Annotated in this window: 17 protein-coding genes; 14 read left to right on the plus strand and 3 right to left on the minus strand. The window is 41.9% G+C overall.

Annotated elements, in window-relative coordinates; genetic code table 11:
- The first annotated feature begins 283 nt into the window (after positions 1-283).
- The 5 genes from P3T48_RS10350 (at position 284) to P3T48_RS10370 (ending at position 5,567) form a co-directional block, all read left to right on the plus strand.
- Positions 284-1,540: a primase-helicase family protein gene (locus P3T48_RS10350; RefSeq protein WP_276506628.1), complete on the plus strand. Its 1,257-nt coding sequence runs from the start codon at positions 284-286 to the stop codon at positions 1,538-1,540.
- 276 nt (positions 1,541-1,816) lie between these two features.
- On the plus strand, positions 1,817-2,767 hold the full coding sequence (locus tag P3T48_RS10355) for a DUF8464 domain-containing protein (RefSeq protein ID WP_119238593.1): 951 nt from the start codon (positions 1,817-1,819) through the stop codon (positions 2,765-2,767).
- 189 nt (positions 2,768-2,956) lie between these two features.
- On the plus strand, positions 2,957-4,321 hold the full coding sequence (gene mobV, locus P3T48_RS10360; RefSeq protein ID WP_117694495.1) for a MobV family relaxase: 1,365 nt from the start codon (positions 2,957-2,959) through the stop codon (positions 4,319-4,321).
- 342 nt (positions 4,322-4,663) lie between these two features.
- A complete protein-coding gene (locus P3T48_RS10365; RefSeq protein WP_276506629.1) occupies positions 4,664-5,173 on the plus strand; it encodes a C39 family peptidase in 510 nt (169 codons plus the stop codon).
- Positions 5,174-5,183: 10 nt separating this feature from the next.
- Positions 5,184-5,567, plus strand: a complete 384-nt coding sequence (locus P3T48_RS10370) for a hypothetical protein (RefSeq protein WP_089544302.1) — start codon at positions 5,184-5,186, stop codon at positions 5,565-5,567.
- A 445-nt stretch (positions 5,568-6,012) separates the two neighbouring features.
- On the opposite strand, the gene P3T48_RS10375 is transcribed toward P3T48_RS10370, so the two are convergent.
- Both P3T48_RS10375 and P3T48_RS10380 read right to left on the minus strand, forming a co-directional pair.
- The gene (locus tag P3T48_RS10375) at positions 6,013-7,272 is read right to left on the minus strand and encodes an ATP-binding protein (protein WP_276506630.1); all 1,260 of its coding nucleotides are present in this window, start codon (positions 7,270-7,272) and stop codon (positions 6,013-6,015) included.
- A gap of 643 nt (positions 7,273-7,915) precedes the next feature.
- On the minus strand, positions 7,916-9,490 hold the full coding sequence (locus P3T48_RS10380; RefSeq protein ID WP_276506631.1) for a PD-(D/E)XK nuclease domain-containing ATP-binding protein: 1,575 nt from the start codon (positions 9,488-9,490) through the stop codon (positions 7,916-7,918).
- 373 nt (positions 9,491-9,863) lie between these two features.
- Here P3T48_RS10380 and P3T48_RS10385 point away from each other — a divergent pair, with 373 nt between their 5' ends.
- The 9 genes from P3T48_RS10385 (at position 9,864) to P3T48_RS10425 (ending at position 17,457) form a co-directional block, all read left to right on the plus strand.
- Entirely contained in the window at positions 9,864-10,109 is a 246-nt protein-coding gene (locus P3T48_RS10385) for a hypothetical protein (RefSeq protein ID WP_276506632.1), read from the plus strand.
- Positions 10,110-10,280: 171 nt separating this feature from the next.
- The gene (locus tag P3T48_RS10390) at positions 10,281-11,444 is read left to right on the plus strand and encodes an OmpA family protein (RefSeq protein ID WP_276506634.1); all 1,164 of its coding nucleotides are present in this window, start codon (positions 10,281-10,283) and stop codon (positions 11,442-11,444) included.
- Between the two features lie 20 nt (positions 11,445-11,464).
- Positions 11,465-12,358: a FimB/Mfa2 family fimbrial subunit gene (locus P3T48_RS10395; RefSeq protein ID WP_276506635.1), complete on the plus strand. Its 894-nt coding sequence runs from the start codon at positions 11,465-11,467 to the stop codon at positions 12,356-12,358.
- Between the two features lie 28 nt (positions 12,359-12,386).
- Positions 12,387-13,280: a fimbrillin family protein gene (locus P3T48_RS10400; RefSeq protein WP_276506636.1), complete on the plus strand. Its 894-nt coding sequence runs from the start codon at positions 12,387-12,389 to the stop codon at positions 13,278-13,280.
- A 22-nt stretch (positions 13,281-13,302) separates the two neighbouring features.
- Positions 13,303-14,238: a fimbrillin family protein gene (locus P3T48_RS10405; RefSeq protein WP_276506637.1), complete on the plus strand. Its 936-nt coding sequence runs from the start codon at positions 13,303-13,305 to the stop codon at positions 14,236-14,238.
- An 86-nt stretch (positions 14,239-14,324) separates the two neighbouring features.
- Entirely contained in the window at positions 14,325-15,218 is an 894-nt protein-coding gene (locus P3T48_RS10410) for a fimbrillin family protein (protein ID WP_276506638.1), read from the plus strand.
- A gap of 18 nt (positions 15,219-15,236) precedes the next feature.
- The gene (locus P3T48_RS10415) at positions 15,237-16,541 is read left to right on the plus strand and encodes a leucine-rich repeat domain-containing protein (protein WP_276506639.1); all 1,305 of its coding nucleotides are present in this window, start codon (positions 15,237-15,239) and stop codon (positions 16,539-16,541) included.
- A 288-nt stretch (positions 16,542-16,829) separates the two neighbouring features.
- Complete coding sequence (locus P3T48_RS10420) at positions 16,830-16,973, plus strand: hypothetical protein (protein WP_153082491.1); 144 nt, start codon at positions 16,830-16,832, stop codon at positions 16,971-16,973.
- A 64-nt stretch (positions 16,974-17,037) separates the two neighbouring features.
- Positions 17,038-17,457, plus strand: coding sequence for a DUF6169 family protein (locus P3T48_RS10425; protein ID WP_158463213.1), 420 nt, complete (start codon positions 17,038-17,040; stop codon positions 17,455-17,457).
- Positions 17,458-17,575: 118 nt separating this feature from the next.
- Here P3T48_RS10425 and P3T48_RS10430 read toward each other — a convergent pair whose 3' ends face one another.
- Complete coding sequence (locus tag P3T48_RS10430; RefSeq protein WP_443217187.1) at positions 17,576-18,454, minus strand: Rpn family recombination-promoting nuclease/putative transposase; 879 nt, start codon at positions 18,452-18,454, stop codon at positions 17,576-17,578.
- Between the last annotated feature and the right edge of the window lie 251 nt (positions 18,455-18,705).

The following is an 18,705-nucleotide window of genomic DNA, read 5'->3' on the forward strand; positions in this document are numbered from 1 at the left end:
AACTGCTGATGTCAAACGTTTTACAGTTTTATCGTATGACATATAAAACGTATGACATGCAGGAATACATTTTTGTTCATCCCGAGGAAAGGTTTGCAAGGAAGCCTCTCTTCGGGATTTTTCGTTTTATCTTATCCCGAAAGGCTACATCAAGCACATTGATTTCCAATCTTTTAACATTGTCGGTGCAAACTTCTCCATTCTGCGCAAGTTTGTGTTTTGCGTTTTGATTTTCCGCCCTTACCTTTGCAACTTTAATTTATCAACTCACAAAGGTTAGATTATGAGCAAGACAAACGACAACAATCAGCTTGTAGGCGTGGCAAATGCAAAGCCACAGGCTGCACCTCCGACAAACGAGGTGTTCATCCGTGTTGGCACAACCTTGTACAAGGTGGTTGACCAACCTACCATCAATGGAGGAAAGGTAAGAAAGCGCATCCCATGGAACATGGAGACCTTGCGTCAGGACTACGGCAAGGAGTTCATCAAGTACGTTCACAAGTATGACGGCTTCTGTACTGTTCCCGAACATGTGAACCACCGCACGGTGATAGACGGTTTCCTCAACCTATACGAGCCGATAGGACATAAGCCGATGCAAGGGGGCTTCCCAAATATCAAGAAGTTGGTTAGTCACATCTTCGGTGAGCAATATGAGCTTGGCATGGACTACCTGCAACTTCTTTATCTCAGACCAGTGCAGAAGCTGCCTATTCTATTGCTTGTATCAGAGGAAAGAAACACAGGCAAGACCACGTTCTTGAACTTTCTGAAGGCATTGTTCCAGGACAACGTGACATTCAACACCAACGAGGACTTCCGCAGTCAGTTCAACTCCGATTGGGCTGGCAAACTGCTCATAGTCGTGGACGAGGTATTGCTCAGCCGCAGGGAGGATTCCGAGCGGTTGAAGAACCTCAGCACCACATTCTCGTACAAGGTGGAAGCCAAGGGCAAGGACAGGAACGAGATTTCCTTCTTTGCCAAGTTCGTGCTGTGCTCCAACAACGAATCACTCCCTGTCATCATTGACGAGGGCGAGACCCGATATTGGGTGAGGAAGATTTTATCGTTGCAATCTGACGATACCGACTTCTTGGAGAAACTGAAGGCGGAGATACCCGCTTTTCTGTTCCATCTGCAAGGCAGAACGCTGTCCACAGAGCGGAAGAGCCGTATGTGGTTCGCCCCCGAACAGATAGCGACCGATGCTCTGAGGAGAATCATACGCTGCAACCGTAACAGGCTTGAGGTGGAAATGTCGGAGCTGTTCCTTGAGGTCATGGAGAACACCCAGACCGACAGCTTGCAGTTCTGCCTCAATGACGCAATCGCCTTGTTGCAATGCAACCACGTGAAAGCGGAGAAGCACCTTGTGCGAAAGATAGTGCAGGACAATTGGAAGCTGCAACCTTCAGAGAACGCCCTCACCTACACCTCATACGAGTACACCTACAACAACAGCGGTCACTACTCGCCAACAAAACGTGTGGGCAGGTTCTACACTGTAACGAGGGACAAGCTAAATAGCATATAATTTTGTTGAATTGTTGAATATGATGAAAAAAGTGTTGAATATCAAGTATTTAAGGCTCAACATTTTCTCAAAAAATCTCTCAACAAAAGAAAGAGACTGTTGAAAAGAGAAAACATGACAGCTAATGCCTGTCTTTCTCTTTTGCCCAGTGATTTTGTTGAAAAGAACCATTTGTTGAGAGTTTGTTGAGAAGATAAGCCTTTGGTTATCATATCAATACATACTATTTTCAACAATTCATCAGAAATATATACACCACTTAATCCACAGTAAGACATGAACATTCAAGAAGCAAAGCAAATCAAGATTGCAGACTATCTGCAAAGTTTGGGACACCGCCCTGTCAAGCAGCAGGGTGCAAACCTTTGGTACAAGTCACCGCTGAGAAACGAAAGCGAGGCATCTTTTAAGGTGAACACCACGATGAACAGTTGGTTCGACTTCGGAATGGGCAAGGGCGGCAACATCATCACCCTTGCGTCATACCTCTACGCATCAGACAGCTTGCCATATCTCTTGGACAAGTTGGAGAAGCAAGCACCCCATGTGCACCCGACCGACTTTTCTTTCCCTCAGCAAGCCTCCGAGCCGAGTTTTGAGATATTGGAGGTTAGGGAACTCAACCATCCTGCACTCCTGCGCTATCTAAGCGAGCGGAATATTGACCTGCGCATCGCCCGAAAGGAATGTGTCGAACTTCATTTCTCACATGATGGCAAGAACTACTTCGCCATCGGCTTCAAGAACAAGTCGGGCGGTTACGAGGTGCGCAACCGATTCTTCAAGGGGTGTATGTCCCCCAAGGACATCACCCATATCCGACATCAAGGCGAGCCAAGATACGCTTGCTATGTTTTCGAGGGCATGATGGATTATCTTTCTTTTCTCTCGTTACGCTTGGAGAAGTTTCCTGCTTGTCCGTCATTGGATGCGCAGGATTATGTGATACTCAACTCCACAAGCAACGTGGACAAGGCAATTGATGCACTCCATGGCTACGAGCGCATCAGTTGTCTGCTCGACAACGATGAAGCAGGGCGGAAGGCAACGCATGCCATCGAGACTGCCCTCGGCTATCGTGTGAGGGATGCCTCCCACTTGTACAGTGAGTACAACGACTTGAACGACTATCTGTGCAGAGTGAAATCCAAACAGTCGGTACACCAAGTACAGCCTGTTAAGCGGACTGTTCCACCTCGGAAGAGAGGCGCAGCCTTGGGCATGTAGGCGGTTCCTGCTCCAATGGCTATTCTGAACGGAAAAGCCATAGCTCAATAGGGCGTTTTCTTGACGCAGTGGCACGCCACCGCTAAAAACGCCCATTGAGCAAAGGGGTATCCCCTTTTGAAACCCCGTGAGCCATGCGCAGGGCGCAATGCGGCAAGCGGATTTGTACAACTCAAAAACAAGTTTATTATGGGACATTTCAGTTTGGATTTCAAGAAGGCAAAGGGCAGCTCGGACGCAAGGGAATCAGACCACATCGAGCGCAAGGTGATACCAGACAATGCCGACCCTACGAGAACTCACCTCAACCGTGAGCTTGTCAAGATGCCGAGCGGTGTGTATGGTCGTGACGAAGCCATCGCCCACCGCATCAAGACGGCAGGCATCAAGCGCAAGATAACCAATGACCAGGTGAGGGTGATTAGAACCGTGCTGTCTGGAACGCACGAGGACATGATGAACATCGCAGCCAATGATCAGCTTGACGATTGGTGCAACGACAGCTTGAAGTGGTTGCAGGACACGTTCGGCAAGGAGAATGTCGTGTCGGTGGTTCTCCACATGGACGAGCACACGCCACATCTCCACGCCTCCATCGTTCCGATAGTGACTGGCGAACGGAGAAAGGCGAAGAACAAGACAACGGAAGAGGGCAAGCGGACATACCGCAAGAAAGCCAATGTCGTGAGGTTGTGTGCCGATGATGTGCTCAACCGTGACAAGATGGTTGGCTATCACGACAGCTATGCTGAAGCCATGGGCAAGTATGGCTTGAAGCGAGGTGTCCGTGGGTCGGATGCGAGGCATACCTCCACGGCACAGTATTACCGTAACATCAAGCGAGAGACGGAGAGACTTCAAAACTGCATGAAACTGCTGCAATCCGATGTGGAGGAAGCAGAGCGACTGCTCAAACAGACCAAGAGCGAAATCAACACGGAGAAACTACAGGCTGCTAAGACGGAAGCCAAGACTGCCTTTGTGTCGAAGATTTGTTCTCTTTTAGGTAGTGGAAAATTGAAGGAGGTGGAGCAGCACAACCAAAAGTTGTGCGAGCTTGTGACAGACAGAGAGCAATACATTGACGAACTCCATGGGAAAATGCAGCGAATGGAGGACAGCCACACCCAACAACTCGGCGAGATGCAACAGAAACACCAAGCAGAGGTCGTTGATTTGAAAAGCAAGCACTCCACGGAGGTAACGATGCTCAACAACATCATCCGCAAAGCCAAGCGTTGGTTCCCGATGTTGGAGGCATACTTGCAAATAGAAAGTTTGTGCAAGAGGATAGGCTTCACGGCTGAACAAATTAGTGTGCTCCTTGCTGGAAAGGCACTCAACTTTAGCGGTTCACTTTATTCCGAGAAGCACAGAAGAAAGTTCAATGTGGAGAATGCAGAAATCAAGGTGTTCTCTGATTCTACCAAACCGAACCAATTGTTTCTGTGTATCAATAGACAGCCTATTGTTGAATGGTTCAAGGAGCAATGGAATATCTCAAAAGATAGAAGAACCTTAAATCCGAAGATAAATAAAGAAGAAAAAATCTAAAGACCTGAGCAACAAAAAGTTGCTCAGGATTTGGATATGTCAGAAAAATCACGCTATCTTTGTAGCGTCAAAATTTAAAAAGATATTTCTAGGCAAACAAAGATATATTGTTAAAAAGGATAAATAATTTTAATTTTTCAACACTTAAAATATTTTTTTTGTAAATTTGCAAAAAAATATAGAATCTTGTAGATTTAAAGATGGTTGCTACAAGTGCAAGAATTGAATGACGAAACCATTTGGAAAGGAAAATGTATATGAAGATAAAACATTTGTTATTTTTTATTCCTGTGACTTTTTTGGTCGCATGTGAAGGGGACTGATTTAATCGAGCCAGACAATGTGTCGAAAGAACAGATTTCCACTCAAATAATTTATAACCCGACAAAATATTCAAAACAAAAAGGTGATGTCTTTGTCAAAAGCAGTTTGCCAACAACAATGGCAAAGCAAATACCTAATGCCTGCGTAACATCAATTATGGAGTATGCAAACAATAAAATTTTTGGTGGAACAGTAAATGAGGGAGCGTATATTCTATATTATACACAGACATATAATTCAAATCCTTTGATTGATGGTGTTTCTTTGGATTATATCGAGCCTTTTGTAACACATTTCTTTAAAACTCAAACATTTACAAATTATAAGTCTGCAATAGATGCCAAGCATCCCGTCATGACTGATGTAAATAGCCAAATAGAAAGCTCTACCCATAATGTGTTATGTGTAGGATATAACTCCAATACGGGTGCTGCTATTTATATGGACCCTGAGCTTGCTTGTATGTACTCAGTTAATGCTGGGTATTTTTTACAAGATTATAATATAGTATTAACAGGTATAAAGTAATTAAATAAATATGAAGTTGATTTTTAAATATTTTTTTATTTCTCTATTGTTCCTAAATGGGCAATTAGTTCATGCACAATCATTTAAAATCGACAGCTTAAAAGGTAAAAAATGGGAGTTGCAATTGCCAAAAGGAAAGTCTTATACTTCGAGTCTTATATTCAAAGATACGACATACACAACTAGTTTCTCCTTTAATGGACAGACTCATACTATAGAGAAGCCATACTTAATACAGCAGGAAAACGTAGAAACATTTTATGTTATTTTTCCATCAGAAGGAAAGGGTACAAAAACTTTCTCTGTTAAGTTTAAAGTTTTAGAATTTACCGACAAGTTGCTAAAATTGCAAAATACAACAACAAATGTTGTAAATACGTATTTCGCAAAATAAACAACTAGTAGATTGTAAAGTCTAAAAGTTTAGTAAGGCACGTGTGATATTTCATCAATCATCAGTATGTGACGAACGACGTTTTACTCAACTTTTAGACTTTACAGACCACTAGTAAGACAGTGCTTTTTGCAACATATTTCTCTGTTTGATATTTTTTGTTTAATAAAATTCTTAGATTCATTATTTTTTTGTATTTTTGCAGCCGAAAAGAGTTGTTAGGCAGCAAACGTATGCAGATTGCAGAATTTAGAACTGTTGCTAAATCATTACCTCTGTTGAGGTGAAAAACTCATAAATAGTTCATTTTTAGCTATTCGGCTGATTTTAGCGTAATTTTCGGATGAAAAACACTATATTTGCGACATGAAAGAAATGATAGAAACCATGCCAAGGATAGAATTAGCCCTGATCATCATCGGGGTGTTTGTACTCGTATTGTGTATTATCTTCGGCCTTCCAATACCCATTTCCATGCAGGTTTTATTTCTATTCTGAGTCCATCACGCACAATCTCCCCTTCATCCTCATAGGTGATTATCATTGCTCTCTTCAGAGGATGCAAACCATGCAAGGCTACTAATGCTTTCACTTCTCGCTCTATGGTTTCCCCATCGCTCATCTGATAGCTCGCCTGAACAGCTAACCCCTCATCTGGCACATAGAAATCAACCTCTATGTTTTTATTATAATAGTATAAGCCCTTGGCGTATTTCTTGTATAATGTAATTGCGCAAAGGTTCTCCAGCAGAGAGGTGTTCGGATTGTTGATGAAGAGATGCAGCAGCCCATTATCTACAAAATAATGTTTTTTAATTGTTTCTTTCTCCACGAACTTGGAAACATAATTGTCAATAGAAATCAACAAGCATGATTCTTGCAGATAGCGAACATACTCCATTACTGTTGATGGGCTACATGGAGTACCGGTTGCTTTTATCAGATTGCTCAAACGATTCAAGGAGCATGGCTGTTTCACGCTTTCTGCCAATCTTCTTACACAAAGGCGTAAGGCATCTTCGTTCTTTATTTTGTGCCGAACCACCAGGTCATTAAAGAAAATACGATTATATAAGCTGTTGAGCCATATTCTCTTTTCTTGAAAATGCACAAGCTCAGGGAAACCACCCCAATCAAAGTAAGTTCGGAAATGGCGCTGCAGTTCATTTGCTTTTCGGCCATATTGCCAATTCTTTGAAAGCAAGACTTCAACAGCTTTCAGATATTCAGAAAAGCTATATGGAAACACGCTGATGTCCAGGTATCTTCCTCCCAACACAGTCTCTATGTCACGACTCAGCATTTTGGCATTACTGCCAGTTATATAGACACGATATTTTTGGTTGGCTAGACGGCGTGCAAAGTTCGCCCACCCTTCAACATTCTGTATCTCATCAAAGAAGAAGATGGGCTGACCTTCATACATGCTATGATAGGCTTGCAATATGAAATCTAAGTCTGCAACCGACATTCCTTGCAAACGTTCATCGTCAAAGTTGACATACACGATGTCTTCTATATCAACTCCATATGTCAGCAATTGCTGTATTCTCTGGTATAGCAAATAGGATTTTCCTGCTTGTCTTACTCCTACAAACACATAATTGCCATATTCCTCTAAATATAGAGGACGCTGTACCAAATGAATACGACCTATATATTCTTGGCTCTCAGCTATTATCGTTCGAAACAATTCCTTTTCCATATACTTATTTTTGGGGGCAAAAGTACGAGTTTTATTTGATACTACAAAATTTAAAGGCTCTTTTTATTCGGTAGCAGCGAATAAAATGGCATAATTCTATTCGCTGTTACCGAATAAAATCAACAAACAGAACTACCTTTCTCTTATCAACAGTCTTCAGCCGAGTGTGGATTCTCTTGCCGCACGCATCTTTACCGAATCTTCAAGACAAAAGAAGACTGTTCTCCTACAGAATGGAGAGACTTCCACTCTACAGATGCAGCACAAAATGACTCAAATTGAGCATAACCTTTTATTCGTAAAGTACCAAAGAAAAAGCAAAATCTTTATCGAAAAATACTGCAAACCGAATGCAATATCATCAAGCTCGCTTGAATGTATTGCTGAGGTGCAGCGTATTTTCTACAAAAAACAGCCAAAAAGGTGTCGCATTCCTACGAAGTAGACACCTGAACATAGGAATGCGACACCTTTTTCGGATGAAAAACACTATATTTGCGACATGAAAGAAATGATAGAAACCATGCCAAGGATAGAATTAGCCCTGATCATCATCGGGGTGTTATCCCCCCGCACTTCACGGGAAACGACAAGGGTCTATATGCCACGATGATAGGTGGGCGTATAGACCCTTTTTGCAATATTATACTTCCTTCCAATCAACCAGTCCCTTTCCCATATCATCCAGTTCTATGGCAAGGGCAATCACCTTGCGCTTATCAGCCTTGAAAGGTTCGGCATACTGCTTGGCTTTCATCTGCTCTTCGGCAGCATCCACACCACCATTGTTGCTCAGCTTTAACTCCAGCACATAGATAAAGTTAGTGGTTTCCACCACCATATCTATTCTGCCCGTAGCAATCATCTTTTCTACTTCTACCCTGCAACCGATGGCATTGAAGATGGTGCTCAGAATCAGGCGGTAGCGCTCCTCCATATCCATGCTGGCAAGTTTCTTGTTGCTGTAAGGCACGTCAGCAATAAGCGCCTTCAGGCATTTCATGGCTTCGGGAAGATTGCCAAGGCTGAGGTGAACATTCAGAAATGCCTGAGTAGATTGAAGGTCATTATTCTTGCGCATGGCAAGCGTTGGCAACACGATTTCATTCAAGGCTTGCCGAACCTCGAAGTTAGGAATGCCAAGAAGATAAGTTCCGTTTATGTAACCCTTAATCGTGAGATAGCCCGACTGATAGAGGAACAGCTCTGCTCCACCGCCTGTTACGTCAGAAGTTTCTATGATTGTGTCCAACAGGGCACTATGATCAAAATCCTTCAAACGAATCTCCATGTCATCCACAAACTTTGGAAGCAACGAGTTTGCGCCCGACGAAGCCCAGTAGTTCTTCAAGTCAGAATCTGCCAAGGCATTGATAAGACTGAACGGATTGAATACATCCACCATATTGCGGCGGCTGAAATGATAGCCGTCATAATATGCCGTCAGCTTCGCTACAGCTTCATCGAATGTCCAGTTTTCGTATTCTGCCAATTTATTGATTTCCGGCTTAAAATCGCGCAGCACCTCTTCTTTTGTAATACCACAGATGGCTGCATATTCCGGCTCAAAGCTGATATTGCTCAGATTATTGAGTACAGAGAAGAGAGAAATCTGCGTAAACTTGGTGATGCCGGTGATGAAGACAAACTTCTCGTATTTATCATCTGCCTTGAGAATGGCAAAAACCTCTCTATAAATAGAGGTACATGCTTCGTGGTGAGGAGTTTTCCAGGAATGCTGCAATGGAGAATCGTATTCGTCAATGAGAATGGCAACCTGTTGGCCAGTTTGCTCATACGAACCAACGATTATTGCATTGAAGCGGTCGGCAAGCTGGGCGGTTGGCTTAGGTGTAATGCCATATTCCTTCTCTAATCTGTCGAAAGTGATGTCGAGATAAGAGCGCAAAGTTTCCGGTTCTGCGCCCGCACGACTCATATCCAGTCTGATGACAGGTCGCTTCACCCATTCCGTCTCCAGCTGCATGATCTTCAGCCCCTCGAAGAGTTCCTTCTTTCCCATGAAGTAGGCTTCAAGTGTATCGACCAGCACAGATTTACCAAAGCGGCGTGGGCGGCTCAGGTAATTATACTTTTTATTTCTGTTGGCAAGTTGCCAGATGATATCTGTCTTGTCAACATAAAGGTATCCTTCTTTTCTAATTACATCAAAAGACTGGATGCCTACTGGCAATCTTCTATCGTTTGTCTCTATCATAATTCCTGTCTTTATATGAACTTTTCCGCAAAATTACGGTTTAATTTTCATATCAGCAAGAGATTTCGGGGAAAAGTTACTGAAATAGTTGGGGATTCTCTTGCCGCACGCATCTTTACCGAATCTTCAAGACAAAAGAAGACTGTTCTCCTACAGAATGGAGAGACTTCCACTCTACAGATGCAGCACAAAATGGTTCAAATGGAGCATAACCATTTTTTCGTAAAATACCAAAGAAAAAGCAAAATTTTCTACAAAAAACAGCCAAAAGGGTGTCGCATTCCTACGAAGTAGACACCTAAAACATAGGAAGTAGACACCTGAACATAGGAATGCGACACCTTTTTCGGATGAAAAACACTATATTTGCGACATGAAAGAAATGATAGAAACCATGCCAAGGATAGAATTAGCCCTGATCATCATCGGGGTGTTTATACTCATATTATGTATGATCTTAGGATATGCCATGATAAATGACTACAGGATGTATCTTGAGAATCATTGGAAGGCTCGCTATAGCTTTCGTGACTTCATCAAGAGAGAACGCTTTTATATCTTTCTGCTGTTGGCTTTCATTTTTATTTCCCTGACAAACCTCTTGTATTTCTTAGAGTGAGTTTCGGTTAGAATGAAACAAAAGGCTTCATGGTAGTCATCCATTTTGATTATTAGGAGAAAACTCTTTATCTTTACGATTTAATATAAACGAAATAATATGGCAAATTATTTGACAATACGGATTAGATTGCTGATTGCAATACTTGCATCAGTGCTTCCGCTTTCCATAATGAAAGCTGAAGAAGGAAAAGATGTACTTATCCCATCGCATGGCTGGTACGTCGGTATTGAGGGTGGAATACCTTTCGGTTTCTCTACTTTCTCAAGTTTCGGACATGACAAGACGCACCTCGGTTGGGCTGCTGGCTTATATGGGGGCTATCGTTTCAACTCCATTTTCTCGGCAGAGTTATCTGCTAAGTATGGAGAGATGAACTTGTCTGCACAAGACTGCTGCGTAGAACGTAACTATTGGTTGGGGAGCGACGGTGTGCTTTACAAGGCAGGTGTCTTAGGCATGGACAGTTGGGAATATGCCAATCTGAAAAGCCATGTCAGGATGGGGCAATATGGAGCAAGAGTAAATATCAATCTTCTTGGGTTGTTCCATCAAACAGCTGACAGCCGATGGGATTTGACTGTTTCACCTCATATATATGCAGTAACGACCAAGGCTGACATCCGTACTATAGCCGATGATGCTAAGGTGATGAAAGGCTCTACCAACTGGCATTTGGGTTATGGTGCAGACTTGCAAGTGGGCTACCAACTGACTTCATGTCTGAAATTGGGCATCTATTCCGGTCTGACCCGTCTTACTGGAGAACATATGGACGGAATGCCAGAACATCTGCATAAGAACAACTTTGTTTGGGAAAGTGGAGTTAGATTGGGGATAAACCTCTCTAAAAAGAAGAACAAGGTAGCAGAAACTCCATCAGTTCCACAAAAGGAAGTTCCACAAAAGGAAGTTCTACAACAAGAACCAACTTCTTCTTCGGAGAATGTCAATCAGAAAGAAACTGTGGATAAGGCAGAAACAAGAGTTGTTGAACAAGACATAAAAGAATCTGCAAAGGTGACTTTCCCTGTCATATATTTCACCTTCAACAGTATCGACATCCAACAAAATGAAGAGACTAAATTGAATGCTATTCTCAAAACATTGAAAGAGAATCCGAACATGAAGGTGACGGTAACAGGTTGGTGTGACACAAAAGGCAGCGTGACTGTCAATAAACGTATATCTCGCCAGCGTGCAGAAGCCGTAAAGACTTGGCTTGTGAAGAATGGCATAGAGGCTAATCGCATTACTGCAATAGGAAATGGTAGCGATGACACCCAAGATGCGGATAAGGCTCGCCGAGTAGAGACTAAAGACAATCATAAGTAACCCATAAAACAAGATAGAAAATGAAAGCAAAAAGAAGATTTAATATTTGGTTATGGGTGCTGTTATGCGTCCCATGCCTGTTGGCAAGTTGCGACCATAATGTTCATGATGGTGAGGATAAGGGTGGTTTGTCAGTATCGCTCACTTGGGCGGATGAAGCCGACCAAGGTACGGAAGTGAAGGATGTGAAGCTCTGGATATTCAATGCCGATGACGGTTCATTAGTAGAGGAAAAACATTATGGCAGTGCGCAGGAGGTGGCAAGCCAACGCTTCGCTCTTCCTGAAGGGCATTATCAGATATTGGCTATTACCAATCTCATAGAGCCATTCTTCACCACTGACCAGACCCGGGCTTTGACCAACTGGAACAATATCCAGATAGGCTTGACCAATCCTAAGGATGTAAGGAACAATGCCTATTTCGGAGTTGCCGATGTGAAGATAGATAACAAGGAAGGCAGCTATGTGGTGCAAAACCCGATGAAGAGCGTGCTTTCGGAACTGACCGTCATCATTGAGAATGTGCCGAAAGGTACAGAGATGAGTGGCAAGGCATTAGATGCAGCCTGGTGTCTGTTCCCTACACTGAAGAACAGTGATGGAGACTACGGTTTGCCGAGCATAGAGCCAACGGAAGTAGAAATACCTACTATCTTGGCTACGGAATCAACCCTGAAATCGGAAGTCATCCGGCTGATGCCGACCATACAGGGAAGCCCCGCCTCTCATGTTTATCTCCGCCTCTTGCTGCCTAACGGGACCTTGCAAGAGTATGACATCACCGCTCCTGCGATGAAGGTTGGAGGAAAGTATGAGATGCGACTCAACTACAACCAAATGCAGCCAAAGATGAATCTGGAAGCTACCATTAACGGTTGGACGAACCTCAACAATGAAGTAGAAATCAAATAATAATAATAACTTTTAAAATATTGATAATATGAAAAAGATGACGAAGTTTTTCGCCCTTGCACTCTTGGCTGGTGCAATGGTTTCATGCAGTACAGAAGATATTGCACCTTCTACCCAGAATGGTAAGGTAGCCGTGCAGTTTACTGGTGGTATCAGCGTTAGCACCCGTGCTGCTGGTGTAGCTTGGGCTGATGGTGACAAGATTGGTATCTTCATGACAGAAGCTGGCAAGACACTCTCTGCGGATGTAATCAGAGAGGGTGTTGACAATGTTTGCTATCAGTCAAATGGAAGTATAGCCTTTTCACCTGTTTCTGGTGGTAAGACTATTTTCTTCCCGATAGATGGAGATGTGGACTTCTATTCTTACTATCCACAGACCACTGTCAATGACTACAAGGTTGCACTTGATGTAACAGACCAAACGAAACAGGAAGCTATCGACTTCATGTATGCCAAGACAGAAGGCTGCAACAAAGCTACGCCACAGGTTGACTTGAAGTTCTTCCATAAGTTAAGCAATCTTATTTTGGATGTTCAACCAGGTAACGGTCTCACGCAAGAAGACCTTAAGAAAATGACTGTGACAGTGAAAGGTCAGAATACCAAAGCCACTTTCAATCTTGTGGATGGAACTATCTCTGGTGAAGAAACTCCTGCGGACATCACGATGAAAACTACCGAAGCTGGCAAGCTGTATGAGGCAATCCTGCTCCCTACAGAAGAAGCAAGTCGAGTGATAGAGTTTGACCTCAAGAATGGTTACGACGCTCCTTTTGTATGGACAATGCCTGTAAAACTTGAGGGTGGCAAAAGATACCATTATACAGTAGTAAAATTGAGTCGTTCTGCCGTAGATATTTCTGGAACCATTAAGTCTTGGACAGAGGCAGGAGACAATAATGAACATATAGCACAATAACAACTATTAAAATACAACATTTATGAAGAAATTTAGATTCTTATACATCGCTGCCGCAGCATTGCTGTTTGCAGCTTGCGCTAACGAAGAAGACGGTATCGGCAACAATGGTCCTGTTGCTGCTACCGTACAGGCGGATATTGTTAAAAACATCACACGTGCCACCACTGACGATACATGGTCTAAGAATGATGCCATTGGCGTAAATGTCACATCAACAGGCAATACAACAGGAGACAACAAAAAGTATGTAACAACAAATGGGGATGGTACTTTTGAAGCTGCTGACAATAACAACATCATCTATTTCAAGGACAACAAAGAGACAACATTTAGTGCATACTATCCTTATAACAAATTCTTAACTGATGGTAAAATGAATTGGAATATAGCTGAGGTAGTAGCAAACCAACCTTGTAAGGCTGATGTACTTTTTGCCTCAGGAGCTACTGCAAGCAAAGCATCTCCAATTGTGAATTTTACAGATATCGAACATCGCTTTAAGCATTGTATGAGTTTGGTTGAATTCAAAATTAAACCAGGGCAGGGTGTCAAATATAACAATTATAAATTCAATCGCGTAGAGTTGAAAGGAATATTTACAAGCGGTAAATTTGACACAAGAACAGGTTCGGTTGAAACTATTGGTGACAGAGCTACTCTTACTCGTCCTTTTTATGATGTATCTTTTGAAAGCGAAGAAAGTTTTGCTTATATCATGTTGCCGCAAAGCCTTGAAAGCAATAAGATGGATATAGAAATTTACTTGTTGTTGAATGATAGCGAAGTAAAATACACAACCTCTATACCACCATCCACCAATGGACAATTTGAAGGTGGCAAAAAATATACATACAACATAACTGTTAAAAATACTGGGATTACTATAGAAAATGCTAATATAGTTCCTTGGGGAAATGGTGATTCAGGTGATTTAGATGCAGATATAGCTTTGTAATGATAAATAAGGTACTGAAAATAGGGAATACAGGGTTAGTGAGCTTGGCCGCTCACTAACTCACTAACAATAAAAAACTGAAGATTATGAAGACGATAAAACAAAGAATTTCCTATGCGGTAATGGGCCTTATGGCTATGGGCTTTACAGCATGTACGCAAAATGAAGATATGGCTCCTACGCTGAAAGGGCAGGAAATCAATGCCACTTTCTCTGTTGGAGGTATGCAGACTCGTGTCAATACATTGGGACACGGTAACAGTTGGGAGAATGAGGACCGAATAAGTGTACTGCAAATTTTCGGTGATGAAACTACTAAAACTGGTGAATATAAATATGTGGAAGAAAATGGGTTATACCGTTGGGAACCTATCAGAAGACTTCGCTGGGAAAAAGTGGGAAGATGCGAATTGATTGCTTGGTATCCTTATGATATAACCAATCCTTCTATCTATAATTTGCATATAGACCAAAGTGATGAGACCAAGTTGAAAGCTGCAGATTTAATAAACGGCTATTGGTACGATGTCCCTAAAGATTATGTAGACATTCCTATGAAGCATCGCATGTCGCTGGTCACGATAGTATATCATGTTGGAACTGCGGATTATCCTGATATGGATATTAGTGAACCACAAGTGTATTCAAAAAACAACAGTGTTAGATTTTTTAGCGACCCAGACCAGGGGAAATTTGTAATGGGTACACCTTCTGGCAATCCTGATTGGGTAAAAGCCTGTAAGCATGACGATGGTATGTTTTCTGCAATCGTTATCCCTGGTTCATACATTAAAGATGAAAGATTCGTGAAATTCAAGATAGGCGACAAGAACTTCTATGCAAAAATGAAGATCAATACGGAATTTCAAGAGGGCTATCGCTACACCTACAAACTCGATGTAGGAAAAGACAAAGTGGACCTGACCAGAATCAGCATAGATAATGTGACTGGATGGACAAATGAAGAAGAACTCAAATAAACAATGGAGGATATAACTATGCGCAAGATATTTCAATACATCATGCTGGCAGTCGTTACAATAGTAATGGCGTCATGCACAAGTGATATAGAAGAACCAACCGCAACAACAGGCAAGAGCAACGTACAGTTGGTTGTTGGTGAATTTCCTGCATTCGGAGATTCACAGACTCGTGCTATAGGTACACCTGATGAAGGCAAGACTTCATGGGCTGAAGGAGATGAGTTGCTTCTGGAGATGACCAGTAAGACTTTCGGGACTAAGTATGCTGCTTTTAAATATAATGGCAGTAGCTGGGAATTGGCAAGTGGAGAGCTGTCTTATAAAGAAGACGAAGTGCCAACCTTTCCTCATGTATATTATGCCCCTAATTACAAATGGGAAGCCGGCAAATTAGTTTTGAAAGAAGGTAAGGTTGCAGGAACCGATGAATACATCGAGGGAGAAGCCAATATCACCCCTAATGGTCAGGCTATAACCGTAGAATTTTCCAAGGCAACACGCAACTATTCACGCCTCCGCATCGCAACTATGCCAAATAAGCCAATAACAGTAACCATCGATAGATACACTCCTGCGGGCAGCAGCGATATGAAATGGGATCAAAAATATGCCCTTACATCTGATGAAAAGGGCAATGCCTATTTATATGGTAATTTTGTAACAAATTCCCAATTCACTGTGAAATATGAAGAAGCTCCTTTGGCATCTCATACATTCTTGCAAGCAACAGTAAATGCTAAGAGTTATGCACTGGATGCTACTGTTGTTTCGCTGGCTGACGAAGGTCTCACTTTCGATCAAATTGTGGAAGACGTCAAGAAGGAATTGTATGCGGGCAAGACTTACATCAATCTCATTCTTGCTCCCGATGTGGATAAAGAAACATTGGAAGCAATAAATATCGGACTTAAAGATGCAAGGGATGGGAGTATAAACCTTACTTTGATAGGATGTAAGAAGATTCCTTCAAGAGGATTTTTGCATTTTGACATGCTGAAATCCATAGTCCTCCCAGATGTTACAGAAATCGAGGAAAATGCTTTTTCAGATTGTTCAGGGCTTCAAAAAGTAGTTTTAGGCAATCTTACAAAAGTATATGGTAATGTCAGAGAGAATGGTATCTTTGATGGTCTCGACACTAAATACATCGATTTGGTTTTGTCAAAAGACCAGAAAGCTATGAATGATGGCGAAGCCGAAGGTAGGTATTGTTGGACTGCTGATATTATTACAGATTATGATCTTAGTAATGAACATGTCAGCAAAAAATTCCTTGGGTATGAATTTAAGTCCATAACGTGTAGATATAAATTTGAATAATAAAGTAGATTATTTAACTCCTAAGCTGGGCAAGGAGTATAAGTTGCTCAGCAACATATATTCACCCGCACTTCACGGGAAACGACAAGGGTCTATATGCCACGATGAAAAGGTGGGCGTATAGACCCTTCATCGTGTCTTGATACCTGTTGGGTGGATGATATGGGTGTGGGCAGTGGTTTTGAAATCCTAACTTTTCCCGAAACTTTTCTCCCGTTTTCTTTGCACTTTCAAAATAAAAGCTTATCTTTGCAATCAACATGAAGTAGAACTTTAAAATGAATAAGTATGGCTTTAAAAATTAAAACTCGTGAAGAAGCAATTGCTGTATTACGAGATATGGTTAGACGTAAAAAAGAAATGGAAGCAAAGGCTCAAATAGACTTTGCTAAAGCACGAGAGGAGGCTGCAGACTGTTATGCATGCCTTTAACTTAACTCGCCTCAATTTTCATTCTCCTTATAAGGTCTGAATAGATAATGGAGCATATAAGTTCTTGACAGATTATGGTGTTCAGTATCGAATAGAATTTGTTGAAAACAATAATATTTGGGAGGATGAAAAAGCGTATGAATTCGGTATTCTCAATGAAAACAAGAAGAATTCTCCTAACGATTCTAAAGTTAAAGCAACTATACAATGTATTATAGAGGAATTCTTTCTTACGAATCCCGATATTCTACTATATCAATGTGAAACGGGTGATAGCAGACAGGCTATGCGAGCTCGCCTTTTTACCAGATGGTTTAACGAATTCGATAAACGAGATCGTTTTTGTGTCAAGGTTTCTATTCTTAGAGATGAAGAAGTTGATAATTACATAGCCATTATAGTTCAAAAGAGTAATCCTAAGTTGAATGACATTCTTCGAGATTTTGATGAGTTTATCGGTTTCTTTGATACAAAGCCCGAATAATATAGTAAATCTGCAATTAACTTGGTTGACAAGGGTCTATATGCCACGATGAACAGGTGGCGTATAGACCCTTGATTATATGGTGACATTCGTAATCTACATCTCTGCTTTCTGTTTTTTATGAATTGCTCAGATTCTTAATGATTTCCAAAGACAGCTGGGTAGCTTTGGCAACCTGTTCGGCAGAAAGTCCCATTGCCAGCATATTCTTTGCTATATCCTGAGCTTTCTGATTCATACCGATTTCAATACCCTCCGCAAGACCTTCACGCTTGGCTGTGTCTACGGAATTCTTGATGTCGCGATATGCCATCTTGCTGGTCTCGTACTCCCTCATTTCCTGCGGAGTAAACTTGGCTATCTCGGCTTCCTCGAAGAGGCGGTCGAAGACTTTATCACACAGCTCTTTAGGGCGCTGGGTAAGCTTATAGAGGTTCTTCAGTGCATAGAGCCACTTCTCGTATAGAGAATCCAGTTCTTCCAGGGGTGTGTTGAACTTGGAAATCTCTACATAAATATATTCGAGTTTGTCGTAAAATACTTTGTGGGTAGCTGTGTCGCACAACTGCACATGATGGCGGATTTTCTCCTTGTCGAAGGCGTCCTCGTTCATGCTGAAGTTGAGCAGGGCTACGGTATAGACATGATTGAGTTTGAAATCCCATTCATTCCCCTTTGGTGCCTGTTCACGGATAGGGAAGGTTGAGTAGAAAAGGGCGCGATCCTTGAAATACGTCTGGTAGGCATTCTGCATTTCTACGATGAACTTCTCGCCGTTTTCGCCCTCACAATATACATCAAAGATGGCTCTGCGGTCGGTATAGACATCTCCCACGTGCTCTGGGTTCAGATACGATACGTCTTTCACAACCTGTTTGCCATTAAACAAGCTGTTGAGGAAGCAAATGAGCAAATCCTTGTTCATTGCTGTTCCAAAAATTCGCTTGAAACCGAAATCGGTCAGCAAGCTGATGTATCTTTCTTCTACCTGCTTCATAATCATCTGTTTTTTAAATCCATGCCGCAAAGGGCGACTCTATTTAAAAGAATGATAAAACCTTTTCTAATTTAATAAATGCTTAACCATTTGATTCACATTTAAATTCTTTTGGATGCAAATATACTTCAAAATCTTGATAACGCCAAATATTTGAATGAAATTAACATCATTATCGGAAAACGACAAGGGTCTATATGCCACGATGAAAAGGTGGCGTATAGACCCTTCATCGTGTCTTGATACCTGTT

Source organism: Segatella intestinalis, from assembly GCF_029348455.1.
Taxonomy (GTDB): Bacteria; Bacteroidota; Bacteroidia; order Bacteroidales; family Bacteroidaceae; genus Prevotella.

What these genes read in the sequence shown, in the direction of transcription:
- P3T48_RS10350 (WP_276506628.1), top strand. Translation starts at nt 284, where the DNA reads ATGAGCAAGACAAACGACAACAATCAGCTTGTAGGCGTGGCAAATGCA.
- P3T48_RS10355 (WP_119238593.1), top strand. Translation starts at nt 1,817, where the DNA reads ATGAACATTCAAGAAGCAAAGCAAATCAAGATTGCAGACTATCTGCAA.
- mobV (WP_117694495.1), top strand. Translation starts at nt 2,957, where the DNA reads ATGGGACATTTCAGTTTGGATTTCAAGAAGGCAAAGGGCAGCTCGGAC.
- P3T48_RS10370 (WP_089544302.1), top strand. Translation starts at nt 5,184, where the DNA reads ATGAAGTTGATTTTTAAATATTTTTTTATTTCTCTATTGTTCCTAAAT.
- P3T48_RS10375 (WP_276506630.1), bottom strand. Translation starts at nt 7,272, where the DNA reads ATGGAAAAGGAATTGTTTCGAACGATAATAGCTGAGAGCCAAGAATAT.
- P3T48_RS10380 (WP_276506631.1), bottom strand. Translation starts at nt 9,490, where the DNA reads ATGATAGAGACAAACGATAGAAGATTGCCAGTAGGCATCCAGTCTTTT.
- P3T48_RS10385 (WP_276506632.1), top strand. Translation starts at nt 9,864, where the DNA reads ATGAAAGAAATGATAGAAACCATGCCAAGGATAGAATTAGCCCTGATC.
- P3T48_RS10390 (WP_276506634.1), top strand. Translation starts at nt 10,281, where the DNA reads ATGAAAGCTGAAGAAGGAAAAGATGTACTTATCCCATCGCATGGCTGG.
- P3T48_RS10395 (WP_276506635.1), top strand. Translation starts at nt 11,465, where the DNA reads ATGAAAGCAAAAAGAAGATTTAATATTTGGTTATGGGTGCTGTTATGC.
- P3T48_RS10400 (WP_276506636.1), top strand. Translation starts at nt 12,387, where the DNA reads ATGAAAAAGATGACGAAGTTTTTCGCCCTTGCACTCTTGGCTGGTGCA.
- P3T48_RS10405 (WP_276506637.1), top strand. Translation starts at nt 13,303, where the DNA reads ATGAAGAAATTTAGATTCTTATACATCGCTGCCGCAGCATTGCTGTTT.
- P3T48_RS10410 (WP_276506638.1), top strand. Translation starts at nt 14,325, where the DNA reads ATGAAGACGATAAAACAAAGAATTTCCTATGCGGTAATGGGCCTTATG.
- P3T48_RS10415 (WP_276506639.1), top strand. Translation starts at nt 15,237, where the DNA reads ATGCGCAAGATATTTCAATACATCATGCTGGCAGTCGTTACAATAGTA.
- P3T48_RS10420 (WP_153082491.1), top strand. Translation starts at nt 16,830, where the DNA reads ATGGCTTTAAAAATTAAAACTCGTGAAGAAGCAATTGCTGTATTACGA.
- P3T48_RS10430 (WP_443217187.1), bottom strand. Translation starts at nt 18,454, where the DNA reads ATGAAGCAGGTAGAAGAAAGATACATCAGCTTGCTGACCGATTTCGGT.